This is a genomic window from Cerasibacillus sp. JNUCC 74 (assembly GCF_053667775.1).
In genome coordinates, this window is the sequence record NZ_CM132207.1 from 2,608,331 (window position 1) to 2,621,197 (window position 12,867).

The following is a 12,867-nucleotide window of genomic DNA, read 5'->3' on the forward strand; positions in this document are numbered from 1 at the left end:
TCCCTACGCATTATGATACTGTTTTAAAAAGCGAATATCATTTGTATAAAATTGACGAATGTCTTTTACGCCATATTTAAGCATTGCAATTCGTTCTGGGCCCATACCAAATGCAAAACCACTATAAATATTCGGATCATAGCCGGCCATAGAAAGCACATTTGGATGCACCATTCCAGCTCCTAGAATTTCAATCCAACCAGACCCTTTACAAATAGAGCAGCCTTTTCCTTGACAAATCTTACAAGAAATATCCATTTCTACCGACGGCTCTGTAAATGGGAAAAAGCTTGGACGTAAGCGGATGTCCCGGTCATTTCCAAACATTTTCTTAGCAAAGATATCTAATACTCCTTTTAAATCACTCATTCGAACATGTTTATCTACATATAAACCTTCAATTTGCGTAAATTGATGGGAGTGAGTTGCATCATCTGTATCCCGACGATACACTTTACCTGGCGAGATCATTTTTACCGGTCTATTTCCTCCATACGCTTCCATTGTTCTCGCTTGTACAGGAGATGTTTGTGTTCGCATTAGCAAATCTTTCGTAATAAAAAATGTGTCCTGCATTTCTCTAGCGGGATGATTTTTCGGTAAATTTAAGGCTTCAAAATTATAATAATCCGTCTCTACTTCTGGACCTTCCCTTACTTCAAAGCCCATTCCAATAAACAAATCTTCAATCTCTTCCATAATTTTCGTTAATAAATGCGGTCCACCTAATTTTATTGGCCGACCAGGAAGCGTTACATCGATTGCTTCTTGTTCTAATTGTTTTTCTAATGCTATTTGCTCCAATTTTTCTATTTTTTCTTCTAAACTTGCGGTAATTTGTTGACGAACCGCATTAGCTAACTCACCTACAGCAGGTCTTTCTTCTTTGGACAATTTGCCCATTCCACGAAGTACACTAGTTAAGAAACCCTTTTTCCCTAAATATGCTACTTTAATATCTTGCAGTTTTTTAATATCTTCTGTTTTATTAATTTTTTCTAATGCTTCTATTTCAATTACTTTCAATTGATCTTTCATTTTAGACTCCTCCTTCTTATTTTGAAATGATCATAGAATACATCAAGTATTAGAAAAACTTGGCTTGTCGCCTAGTCTTTAGCGAAAGCTGTATTTTTTCTTATACTATAAACCCTAAAATTTATACTTTCCTATAGTATAAAGAAAATTTGGCTAGTGCCTAGTTTCTACACAGATTACTCAGATATTGATAAAGTATGTGTTTCAAAAAGAGAATAACCAATTTTAAAATATCCTCTTTTACTTACATGGTTACAACATTAAAGCAACCTCTATCTACTTTTTACCCCATAGCAAAGGCTAGAAGCGCTCAGTTAACGACGTACAAACGGCAGATTTTCTGACGTGATTAAAGAAACTTCATTCAAGGAGACTTTTCTCCTTGAAAAAGAAGAACGCTTTTTCTGCGTGCGATGTATCGCTGTCGTGGTTTTTTCTTGTCCTTGAAAAATCGTGATGCTTAATCAAGAAGTCTTACTTCTCCTTGAAAAGAAAAACACTTTTCTTCGTGCGGTGTATCACTTCCGAAGCTTTTCTTGTCCTGTTGCCCAGACGAAATGGGGATTAGGAGCCATGTTAACTTATCATGGGAAGGAGATCGAAGTTTGCTGTCATTCGAGCACTTAAGCTAAACAAAGATACTTTTCCAAAAAAATTATCACCATGTACAAACGGATATTGTTTTATAAACAATAAAAAACCTCCTCCCAACAAGGGACGAGGTCTATCATCGCGGTACCACCCTAGTTAACACAAGTATTTACATGTGTTCACCTTTGTAACTGATAACGGAACTATCCGGAATACCTTTACTCATGACTAGAGGTCCAAGTATCTGCTCCAGAGTGAAAGGATAACACCGCTACGATAAAATGCTCTCAGTCTAAGGCATTCTTCCCTGTTAACGTATAATTTGGTAAGTTATCCGGCTCTTTCAACGCTTTACATATAAAGTTACATATATTATAAAGAATTACCCTACAGTTTGCAACATTATGCTTGAAGATAATACATTAAAACCCCTGCTGCTACACTAACATTTAATGATTCTGCCTTGCCGTAAATGGGAATAGTGACGCGTTTATCCGCTAAAGACATTAATTCCTTTTGCACCCCATTTGCTTCATTGCCTAGAATAAGAGCTGTTTTCCGCTCCGGTTTTAGACTTGTATAAACTTCCGCCTTCTCTAATGCAGATGCCCAAACCGTAAATCCGGCCTCCTGCAATAGCTTTATTTCATCCGGTAAGCTAGCTTGTCGAATTGGAATATGAAATAAAGAGCCTTGTGTGGCTCGAATAGCTTTATCATTAAAAACATCGACTGTTCCATCCCCTAAAATCACTTCAGAAAACCCTGCCGCATCTGCTGTACGAATTATCGTTCCCAAATTGCCCGGATCCTGAATAGCATCAATTAATAAAACAGCACTAGACCAAGTACTAACTAATTGCTTCATCGCAACAACAGCAGCAACTCCTTGTGGTGTATCCGTTTGTGATAATGCTTGAAATACATTACTTTTTACTGTAATGATTGGTGTATCTTTATCCAATAAAGGCGGCTCAACCCCTTCTTGGATTATCATTTCTATTATTGTCCAATTACTTTTAAGTGCCTCTTCCACTAAATGGAAGCCTTCAATTAAAAAAGTTTTTGTTTTCATTCGTTCTTTGCGTTTATGTAATTTCTTCCACATTTTTACTTTATCATTTTTTATTGAAGTAATCATCTTTATCATCCTTCACTTCCTTGAAGCTTATCCTAAATAGTATACATATTTCTGCTTAACAAGGTCAAACTAAATTTAAATTAATGGAAAGTTTTATAAAGAGGAGGAGTTCCCTTGGATTTAAATTTACGAAAAGCTATCTTAAGTAACATTGCATCCAATGATCAAGAACAATTAGAGGCAACGATTGTCGACGCAGTAGAAAATGGTGAGGAAAAAATGCTTCCTGGTCTTGGTGTTTTATTTGAATTAATATGGAAACATACCAATGAAGAAGAAAAACAGCTAATGGTTGAAGCACTGGAGCAAGGTGTAAAAGAAGCTACTAATCAATAAAGTCAATCTTGAAATCCCTAGTGGGGGTTTTCTTTTATCCCCCACTGTTGTTAGAATTTAGAAAACTTGGCTTATCGCCAAGTCTTTATGGCAGCTATTTCTCTTATGCTATAGCCTGAAGTTTTATACTTTCCTTTCCTATAGTGGAACTGAATCAAACATTTGACTTGCAGTTGGATCTCACGCTTTTCCTCCAGATTTCGTCCCGTACCTTGAAGGGTAGGTCTTGCTTCCAGTTACATACGGGATAAAGAAAAGGAATAGCCACCGGTCCATCCGGTTTTTAATTACAGGAAACAAGCTTTTGAGCAAAAATCTAGTTAATTCTTAATCCCTCTTTCTTTGTATATCCCACTATTTAATAATAAGTTACATTTAACCGAACATAACTATTGCCTTTTTAGGGTTAACAATGGAGAAACAGCTTAATTTGTAAACACAGCGGCACGGTCAACTTAAAAAATTCACGACATCATGAACTATAACTAATTTGTAAATACGTTAAAGAAAAAACGAACTTAAAAACAGTATTATTGACCTAGCTTAAATAATACAAGAGTCTATAGATGCAAAAAAAATGAATTTTCTTATCCTTCTCTATTGATTTAATAGTCCTTCCTTCCCTTGTTTATTTTAACTTCAAGATAATCAATACACCTTTTAGCTTCCCCTTGTTTGGACAAGATCTGGCACAATTTGACTATATTTTTTCGAAGTGTTATAAACTAAAGAGGTACTTCAATGTAATCCTTTTACTTATTAAATAATACAAATAAGTATGTAGTAACAAAGAGAGAGGGGAAAATGTTTATGGAAGAAACGCAATCTCAGAAAAAAAAGCTGTCGCCAAAAGCACTAATTAGTATTATCATTGCAGCAATACTACTAATCGGTGGTGGTGTGGCAGCATACATTTTTGCAAATGTATCAGATAAACAGAAATATTTCTTAGCAGAAAAAAATACGATGGAATTTATGACTGAACAAATAGAAAAGCGATATGAGCCTGAACTAGATTGGTTAGAGCAATCAAAGGAAAAACCTGTTGAAACAAATTACGAACTGTCAGCAGAATCGAATATGGCGACAGAAGATCTTGGTATGGGAGAAATGGATTTATCCCAATATATTAACAACTCAACTATTTCATTAAAACATGCAGCAGATATGAAAAATAAACAAATGGCTGGGAGATTTCAAGCAGATATTGGCGGCATTAAAGTTGATGGCGTTGAATATTATTTAACTGCAGAGCAATTCATGCTTGGCCTACCATTTCTTGATGAATTGCTTTCCGTTAAAGGAAAAAATGTAGGTAATCTACTGTATCAATTAGATCCGACGACATATACAGGTGAAGAAAACATTGATTTTGGTACTTTTTTTGAAGGCTCACTCTCTGAAGAAGATGTCGAATATATAAAAAAAGAATATGGTGAAATGATTTATGACCAACTTTCTGATGAGGCATTTAAATCAGAAGACGAAACAATTAAAGTTCATGATCAATCTTTAGATACAGAAAAAATCACGATGAAATTAAGTGAAAAAAAGCTGAAAGAAATGCTTAAGGAAACTGTCGAAAAATTACAATCAGATGATAAGCTAAAAGATCTTATCCGCAAACAATTAGAACTACAAGCAATGGGTAGTTCAGCACTTGATAGTGACATCGATCAAGTACTGAAGGAATTTGATACATTCTTAAAAGAAGCAAAGGATGGAATAGATAATCTACACATTCCTAATGGTTTAACATCAACGATTTGGGTACATGATGACGTTATTGCCCAGCGTGATTTTAGTGTAAAACTAGGGCCTGACAAAGATCAGCTTGTTACGTTTAGTATAAAGGGAACACATCTCCTAAAAGAGGAAAAGCAACAATTTAACCTTGACTTTGGTTTTGAAGATTCAAATAACCAAGATAAAATGAATGTAACAGGAGATCTATCTTGGAAAGATGAGAAAGCTAAAGATTCTATTAAACTAACAATTGAAGATCTTGCCCTCTCCTATGATGGTAAAGAATCATTAAAAGATGGGAAACGAGATTTTGAAAGGACGTTCAGTTTAAAAGACCCTGCTGGCGAAAGTGGTAGTATTATTTGGAGTGGTTCATCTACTTATAAAGATGATAAAATGAATGCTGATCACAGCTTTGCATTTGCACCCGCTGCGGATAGCCAGCATCTATTTTCGCTACACGCTGCTGTTGATGGAAAAACTATGGATAGCGTGAAAATCCCGAAAGATGATCAAACAAAAGATCTAGGAGCAATGCAAGCGGAAGAGTTAATGCAATACTTTGAAACAGAGGTTGGACCTAAGTTTGAAGGTTGGTTAGTTGAGTTGCTGTCAGCTAGTGGCAATCTGGCATCTTAGGCAAACAGCTAAATAATTCGATGGAATGGAAGTGCCCCCCTTTATGCATTTCGCAAGAATAACTTTACTATTAATTAAAAATAATGTATTGCAGCTCAGGAGGAAGTGGCTAACACTTCCTCTTGTTTTGCTATTTCCCTTTATCATTATTGGCTTATTAGCTACGATTATCGTAACATTCGTTACTCCAAACGAACGGTCTCCGATTCAAGTAGGTCTCGTTAATTTGGATCAATCAAAGGAAACAAAGCTTCTGGTTGATATGATGGATGAGGCTTCTCAACTTGGAACTTACATTCAGTTAAGTGCCATGGATGAAACAGTAGCAATTGAGAAGTTAGAAACAGATGAACTCAGTACATATATCGTATTTCCAGAAGGCTTTACAGCGAATCTTTACCAGGGAATTCCCGTAACTTTACCGATTATTGGTAACCCCAATCAACCGATTCAAAGTCAAATGGTAAAAACACTAATCGAAAGTGTAACCAGACATATTCGAGCTTCTCAAGCAAATGTATTAACCATTAACAACTATGCGAAACAACTTCCTATTAATGATCAAGAGCGAAATGATCTGGTATTTGAACAATTTAAGGAGTTTGTTTTTTATACGATCGGCAGGAAACAACTTTTCCAGGAAGAGAAAATTATTAATCAAGCTACAGCGAATCCAATTTCATACTATAGTTTAGCAAGTTGGTTTATCATTTTTACGATCTGGCTGTTAATCATTTATAATTTCCTATATCAAGATTTGTCACCACGACTAAAACAACGTCTAACTTTATATGGCGTTCATCCTTTACAGCAAATTCTTGCCAAGTTATTGGTTACCCTTGGCTTTGTTACTATAATAAGCTACTTTTTCTTATTCTTGGTCATTGAATTATTCCATTGGGATATTCATCTGATGGATTCAATAAGGATAATTATCGTTACAATCTTATATAGTACTTGCTTTCTATTTAGTATTGCAATTGTTGAAGTGCTTATTGCTTCTCATCGATTACGTTTACTAACACAAATTGGCTTTACGATGATGGTTCTATTATTAAGTGGTGCGCTTTTCCCGACGATTTATCTACCTTTGAATGTACAGAATCTATTAAGCTACATCTTTTCATCTGAAGCGCTGTACTGGCTCCAAGAAGTAGTATTAAACGATCGCTTATTTGTTGACTACATCCCTTTACTTACAATGACCGGGGGAGGATTTTTTCTTCTTTTAAGCATGGCACTAGGAAAGGAGCGCATCTGTCAATGAAAGCTATTATCCAAACTCGCTTCTTACATTGGAAACATCAATTTCCTGCTTTGCTATTTTGGCTGGTCTTACCCATAGGGGTTATACTTGGTTTTAACTATGCTGTAACAGCTATTCAAGCAGACAGCAAAGTTCCTGTGGGAATTGTAATAGAGGACAAGTCAACTACAGCTAGAGAACTGGTGGATAAAATGAACGAAGCTCCATTTATCCGTGTTAAGCAATTGGATAAAGAGCAAGCATTGCAGCAATTGGAAAAACATGAATTAGATAGTGTATTTATTATTAAAGAAGGCTATGAAAAACAAGTTAACAGCGGTAGTCGTAATCGTTTACTAACAAGCTATCAATCGGATTTATCTTTTGCTTATACACCTGTATCAGAAATGATTGCTTCCTTTGTACAAAAAGATACTGGTCGTGCTAAAACCGCTTATACTATTCTACAATTAGAAGAGCAATTGACGACGAATACGCAATGGAATATAGAAGAAATTATTACAACAAGCAAAGAAATAGAAGCAGAGCAAGATTTATTAAAAGCTAGTTTTCAATTTAAAGGCCAAGCAAAAACCAATGAAACGAATTTAAAATTATGGGATCATTGGGGATTATGGGCATTATTTTCCATCTTGGCAACCTTTTTCTTATTTGACTGGCTAGTAAAGGAAACTCGTTCTTCCGTGCGGACCCGTTTTGCATTTATTCGTTTTTCTTTTAAAATATATGCTTTATTAAATCTTCTAGTATATACAGTCTTGTTGTTCGTTATCGATTTAGCAGCTGCTTTTATCTTTTCTTATGTCTTTGGAGAATCCGTTAATCTTTCACGAATTGCTGCAATCGTTTCATTCCGACTCATGATTAACGGATTCGCTTTTTTGCTTGCAATAAGCATGAAACAAATTGTTGCGTACTATAGCTTATCACTCGTAATTACATTGTTGCTTGCATTAACGAGCGGAGCCATTATTCCAATAGATGGATTGCCATTTTTAAGTGTGCTTCATCCCCTTGTACCATTTCTAAATGGAGTATTTCACAATATTTGGCTATACATAGTCGTACTAATTATTTGTTTATGGCATGGAAGAAAGGAGAACCAATATGCTTAAAGTGGATAATATTACAAAGGCTTATCATAAAAAGCCAATTATTACAAACCTTTCTTTTACCGTTCAACCAGGTGAAATCATTGGCTTAGTAGGAGAAAACGGTGCGGGAAAATCTACTTTATTACAAATGCTCGCTACGTTACAGCCGCCGACTATAGGAAATATTTGTTTATACGAATGGACTTATAAAAAAAATCGGAAGCAAGTACGACGTCATATCGGTTTTGTCCCACAGGATATCGCGATTTGGGAAAACTTCACGGTAAGAGAAAATATGTTGTTTTTTGAGAAATTATCTTGGAAAAAGAAGTCAGAAAAACAATTGGAACAGCTATGCCTTGATATGAATTTAGACAGGTGGAATGACAAGGTACAAACATTGTCAGGAGGAATGAAACGAAAGTTGAATTTAGCAATCAGTCTTATTCATGATCCGGACCTTCTTCTATTAGATGAGCCGACTGTAGGAATTGATTTAAAATCTAAAAAAGAGATTAGCTTCTACTTGCAAAAATTAGCTATAGATAACCAAAAAATGATCATCTATACTTCCCATGATATGGATGAAATAAAGGGATTATGTACACGTGTGCTCTGTATTGGCAAAGATCCATTCTATAAAGATCTGTTACAACAGGCTGGGAAAGAGATTGCAAGTTTTTAAAAACATGATTGCGAAAAAACGAGAATATAGTAAAATAGTAGGAGATAAGATAGGAAGGAGGATGCTGATATGGAGATTAGAAATTTGCAGCAAATGATGCAATACGAAGCAATGTCTGTGCTTTCATCTGGTTCGAGCGGATTTTCCAGTCACTCTCCAATGATCGATCTCGCATTCCGACAGTTGCTCCAAGAGCAAATAAACAAAGCAAATGAATTACAGGCATATTCACCATTAACGCCACAAAAGCATACATATACACCTGTTCGTTCAATAGCTGCAACTGAATCAGACAGTAACATTGATTCCTTAATCCGTAATGCTGCAGCAAAATATCAAATCGACGAAAAATTAATACGTTCTGTCATCCAAGCAGAATCTAACTTCAATCCATATGCTAAGAGCAGCGCTGGTGCTCAAGGATTAATGCAATTGATGCCTGCAACTGCCAGAGCCTTAGGTGTCTCTAATCCATTGGACCCTGCGCAAAATATCAATGGTGGTGTTAGTTACTTAAGTCAAATGATTCGTCGTTACAACGGAAATACGGAGCTTGCTTTAGCTGCCTATAATGCAGGTCCAGGAAATGTCGATAAATATCAAGGTGTTCCACCGTTTAGAGAAACGCAAAATTATGTTAAAAAAGTAATGACCAATTATTTAGCGTAAATGAGTGAAAATTTTATTCACTCATTTTCTTTTTTATCCTCTAGGAAATTATATCCGCATCTATATGGCGGATAACTTTTTTGAAAAGTGGCATCATCTAGCATATGTGATCAAGCTGATGCAATTTCGATCTGCTTCTACGATGAGTCAACATTGGCTCGAATCTAAAAGAAGGCCGACTAAAAACGGGCGTGCCGCTCAGGCTCAGCATCCCCCTGTTGCAGGGCTCGTTTTCTTTATCCTGAATGAAAGGTGCTATATTTCTCGCCTTTAAAAATCTGCTTCATATTTTGTGAACTCTTTATGAGAAAAACAACTCCTAAATTCCCGATTCGTTTGGGCGACAAGACAAGGAAAACTACGAAGCAATACACCGCACGCAGAAAAAGTGCCTTCCTTTTTCAAGGACAAGGAAAGCTTCTTGCATAAGCATTTCGGTTTTTCAAGGAAGGAAGACCGCTTAAGCGCACATCAAAAGTTCATCGATTTAAAAGAAGAGGCTTATGTCCAATTATAAGCCTCTTCTTATTTCCTCCACTAGTCAAATTTAATTGAATCTACAGTATCCTGGTCCATTTTTTTAATTGTCTCGACAATCAATTTCACAGCATTATCAAAATCATCACGATGCAATATTCCAGCATGTGTGTGAATGTAGCGTGTTGCGATCGTAATGGATAAAGAAGGAACACCATTTGCAGTAAGGTGGATGGAGCCTGAATCTGTTCCGCCACCCGCCATTGTTGCATATTGGAATGGAATCTCATTTTCTTCTGCTGTTTTAACCACTAGATCACGCAGACCTTTATGAGAAACCATAGAAGCATCATAAAGTACAATTTGCGGACCCTTTCCTATTTTGCTGTCAGCTTCATGTTCAGAAATTCCAGGAGTATCACCAGCGATACCAACATCAACAGCAAATCCAATATCCGGTTTGATCGTATGAGCTGCCGTTTTAGCACCTCGAAGTCCCACTTCTTCCTGAACTGTGCCGACTCCATAAACAATATTTGGATGCTCACTGTCTTGTAACTGTTTTAATACTTCAATAGCGATCGCACACCCAATTCGGTTGTCCCATGCTTTTGCCAATAACATCTTTTCATTTTTTAAGGGTGTAAATTCAAAATAAGGGACGACAGAATCTCCTGGTTTTACCCCAAATGACTCAGCTTCTTCTTTACTTGAAGCACCAATATCAATAAACATATCTTTAATCTGGACTGGTTTTTTCCGAGCTTCTGGAGATAGAATATGTGGTGGCTTTGAACCAATAACGCCTGTTACATCTCCCTTGCTTCCCATAATTGTCACACGTTGTGCAAGCATCACCTGGCTCCACCAGCCGCCAGTTGTTTGAAAATAGATAAAGCCATTTTCATCAATTTTTGTTACCATAAAGCCGATTTCATCTAAATGACCGGCTACCATTATCTTCGGTCCATCGTGCATACCGGTCTTTTTTGCAATTAGACTGCCTAAATTATCGTAAACCACTTCGTCTGCATAAGGTGTGATGTATTTCTTCATGACATTTCGTGGCTCTTTTTCATTACCTGGAATACCTTTTGCATCTGTTAACTCTTTGAACATTTTTAACGTATCATCTATCTTTTCCAAATGTGGTCACCTCTTATCTTTTCTCTATTCCATATTATACCGCTAATTTTTAAGGTTTCAAAACAGTAAGTTGAGTCGCCCAAGTTTATAAAATATGTTTCCCTACTTAAAGACAATTATTAATAAATAGAGCGTTTCTGCGCATCTTCAATTCTAAACTCTACTATATTTCACCACAGTCTATGGTAGATAGTTGGTTCATATCCATCCTCCAACTTATCCCTGCAAATTCACTTTTACTTTCACAATATGCTGTACTGTACTCTATTGGTTTAAATCCACCTTTTCACATGCTCTATAGTTTATACATAATGCAATTGATTTTACTATGCTTGGCTTGAATCTCTTTAATTAAAAACAAAATAGTTAGTGACCTCTATCCTAAGAATATGGAATCGACGCCCCTTTAATTTTCTACTGCAATATTCTGATGTTAATTGTTTCCATCTGAACATACTTACTTATTATTTTCCAGATGAACCAAACCCGCCTTTATCTCTTTTAGTATTGGACAAAACTTCCGTTTGTTCAAGATTAACTGGTAATACTGGAGCTATGATCATCTGAGCAATTCTCATATGTTTTTCTACCGTGAAATCCTTCTTTCCATGATTAATTAAAATGATCTTAATTTCGCCTCTGTAACCCTCATCAATGGTTCCCGGGCTATTTAACACCGTAATTGAATGCTTTAAAGCTAAACCGCTTCTAGGTCTTATCTGTGCCTCTGTTCCCTTGGGTAATTCGATTTGTATTCCTGTTCTTACTAATTCAGCTTCCCCTGTGTGGATAATCTTCTCTTCAATAGAAAATAAATCCATCCCAGCATCACCTTCATTGGCACGATATGGTAATTTTGCCTCATCATGTATCAATTTAACTTTCAAGTTATATTCCATTCAATATCCCCCATTTTTAGTAAATTTTTGTGCTGCTTCATTATGTATGAAAAACTATTTAATCCTCTCATAACTGTCTGTCGCTTTTTGCAATTATGACCTATCATTACTTCTTTTTTATGATTGTAACATGAAGATTGAAAAAAAGTGAAACCTTCGAATACGCTATTACGTATTATATACGTATTATTGGAGAATAACTAGCAGGGAGACGGTAGTATGATAGTTATTTTGTTTCGCATACTAATTGTTATTGCTTTAGCACTACTTGTATATACTTGGATTCAATATTATCGTAATCCTCTACGAAAGCTAAGGATCGCTAAAGCAGAAGGTGATTTTTACTTTTTAGACGATCCAAATAATAGCAAAAAAAATGTTCTGTTTGTTTATAAGGGATGCTTATTTGAAGGGGAAAAGTATGTCGGAACAACGGAGGATTCATTTGAAGTTGTTGATATACAAGTAACAGTAAAGGATCCTTTGGAATTAAGTGGTTTTAGAAGAGATGACTTATATTTTCTTGAAGAGGAAATTTTAATTCGCTATCCCTTTGCAAAAATTGAATGGAAACACCCTATAAATAAGTTATTGAGTTAGCTGTTTTAAAAATTTTCACTCGAAAGTAGCGCAAAATATCGCTATTTTTGTTTTTTTAAAATTACAGTAGATCAACTGTAAAAAGTATTAGTGTTCAATGGTTGTAAGTTGCTATTATCGTATAATTACATTTATGTTTTTAATAAAGCATGGCAAGAACGATGAAACTCGCTTCCTCTTCTGCAGTTTTGATAAGCAGGGTATCATTAAGAGTAAAACGGTTCTGTATTAATTTTTAATATTGTTATAAAAGGTTGTTCAAAAGTCCTTCAAAAATGACACACCGAATTTCTTCGCACATGAGAGCGGATAAAATTTTTGCGTTGAAGTTCATTTGACCGTAGTTAAAAATTTTTACGTTCTAAGTATAAGTACAACTAAATTATCTTCTATGCTTCGCTTGTCGCACCCAAGTTTTCTTTATTGGCTTGTTTCTCTATTCTTGGAAGTTAAAAAACTTTCCTGCATGGGTAGTATCTCGAAGAAGTTTACTAATACTCGTGTATCTATACTGCATACACTCAAGCTACTCGATGCGAC

The 12,867-nt window shown here is 35.7% G+C and carries 11 protein-coding genes; 7 read left to right on the forward strand and 4 right to left on the reverse strand.

Annotated features, from left to right (window positions below):
• Window positions 1-3 precede the first annotated feature (3 nt).
• Both pheS and JNUCC74_RS11685 read right to left on the reverse strand, forming a co-directional pair.
• The gene (gene pheS / locus JNUCC74_RS11680) at window positions 4-1,038 is read right to left on the reverse strand and encodes a phenylalanine--tRNA ligase subunit alpha (protein WP_454065480.1); all 1,035 of its coding nucleotides are present in this window, start codon (window positions 1,036-1,038) and stop codon (window positions 4-6) included.
• Between the two features lie 993 nt (window positions 1,039-2,031).
• Entirely contained in the window at window positions 2,032-2,769 is a 738-nt protein-coding gene (locus tag JNUCC74_RS11685; protein WP_454065481.1) for a TrmH family RNA methyltransferase, read from the reverse strand.
• Between the two features lie 114 nt (window positions 2,770-2,883).
• Here JNUCC74_RS11685 and sspI point away from each other — a divergent pair, with 114 nt between their 5' ends.
• From sspI to JNUCC74_RS11715, 6 genes are all read left to right on the forward strand, one after another.
• Complete coding sequence (sspI, locus tag JNUCC74_RS11690; RefSeq protein WP_077321311.1) at window positions 2,884-3,105, forward strand: small acid-soluble spore protein SspI; 222 nt, start codon at window positions 2,884-2,886, stop codon at window positions 3,103-3,105.
• 810 nt (window positions 3,106-3,915) lie between these two features.
• Window positions 3,916-5,490: a hypothetical protein gene (locus JNUCC74_RS11695; protein ID WP_454065482.1), complete on the forward strand. Its 1,575-nt coding sequence runs from the start codon at window positions 3,916-3,918 to the stop codon at window positions 5,488-5,490.
• Between the two features lie 43 nt (window positions 5,491-5,533).
• On the forward strand, window positions 5,534-6,757 hold the full coding sequence (locus JNUCC74_RS11700; RefSeq protein ID WP_454065483.1) for an ABC transporter permease: 1,224 nt from the start codon (window positions 5,534-5,536) through the stop codon (window positions 6,755-6,757).
• On the forward strand, window positions 6,754-7,872 hold the full coding sequence (locus tag JNUCC74_RS11705) for an ABC transporter permease (protein ID WP_454065484.1): 1,119 nt from the start codon (window positions 6,754-6,756) through the stop codon (window positions 7,870-7,872). Before JNUCC74_RS11700 ends, JNUCC74_RS11705 begins: the two co-directional genes overlap by 4 nt.
• Window positions 7,865-8,536 carry an ABC transporter ATP-binding protein gene (locus JNUCC74_RS11710; RefSeq protein ID WP_454065485.1) on the forward strand — a complete coding sequence of 224 codons (672 nt, stop codon included), beginning with the start codon at window positions 7,865-7,867 and terminating at the stop codon, window positions 8,534-8,536. The genes JNUCC74_RS11705 and JNUCC74_RS11710 overlap by 8 nt, the downstream gene beginning before the upstream one ends.
• Before the next feature lie 69 nt (window positions 8,537-8,605).
• A complete protein-coding gene (locus JNUCC74_RS11715) occupies window positions 8,606-9,205 on the forward strand; it encodes a lytic transglycosylase domain-containing protein (protein ID WP_454065486.1) in 600 nt (199 codons plus the stop codon).
• 537 nt (window positions 9,206-9,742) lie between these two features.
• Here JNUCC74_RS11715 and JNUCC74_RS11720 read toward each other — a convergent pair.
• On the reverse strand, window positions 9,743-10,828 hold the full coding sequence (locus JNUCC74_RS11720; RefSeq protein ID WP_454065487.1) for a M42 family metallopeptidase: 1,086 nt from the start codon (window positions 10,826-10,828) through the stop codon (window positions 9,743-9,745).
• Between the two features lie 464 nt (window positions 10,829-11,292).
• Window positions 11,293-11,727, reverse strand: coding sequence for a dUTP diphosphatase (dut, locus tag JNUCC74_RS11725; protein ID WP_454065488.1), 435 nt, complete (start codon window positions 11,725-11,727; stop codon window positions 11,293-11,295).
• 219 nt (window positions 11,728-11,946) lie between these two features.
• Here dut and JNUCC74_RS11730 point away from each other — a divergent pair, with 219 nt between their 5' ends.
• Complete coding sequence (locus JNUCC74_RS11730) at window positions 11,947-12,327, forward strand: sigma-w pathway protein ysdB (protein WP_454065489.1); 381 nt, start codon at window positions 11,947-11,949, stop codon at window positions 12,325-12,327.
• The last annotated feature ends 540 nt before the right edge of the window (window positions 12,328-12,867 follow it).

Bases quoted from the DNA above. Each gene is read 5' to 3' on its own strand.
- pheS (WP_454065480.1), bottom strand. From the start codon at position 1,038: ATGAAAGATCAATTGAAAGTAATTGAAATAGAAGCATTAGAAAAAATT.
- JNUCC74_RS11685 (WP_454065481.1), bottom strand. From the start codon at position 2,769: ATGATTACTTCAATAAAAAATGATAAAGTAAAAATGTGGAAGAAATTA.
- JNUCC74_RS11695 (WP_454065482.1), top strand. From the start codon at position 3,916: ATGGAAGAAACGCAATCTCAGAAAAAAAAGCTGTCGCCAAAAGCACTA.
- JNUCC74_RS11700 (WP_454065483.1), top strand. From the start codon at position 5,534: ATGCATTTCGCAAGAATAACTTTACTATTAATTAAAAATAATGTATTG.
- JNUCC74_RS11705 (WP_454065484.1), top strand. From the start codon at position 6,754: ATGAAAGCTATTATCCAAACTCGCTTCTTACATTGGAAACATCAATTT.
- JNUCC74_RS11710 (WP_454065485.1), top strand. From the start codon at position 7,865: ATGCTTAAAGTGGATAATATTACAAAGGCTTATCATAAAAAGCCAATT.
- JNUCC74_RS11715 (WP_454065486.1), top strand. From the start codon at position 8,606: ATGGAGATTAGAAATTTGCAGCAAATGATGCAATACGAAGCAATGTCT.
- dut (WP_454065488.1), bottom strand. From the start codon at position 11,727: ATGGAATATAACTTGAAAGTTAAATTGATACATGATGAGGCAAAATTA.
- JNUCC74_RS11730 (WP_454065489.1), top strand. From the start codon at position 11,947: ATGATAGTTATTTTGTTTCGCATACTAATTGTTATTGCTTTAGCACTA.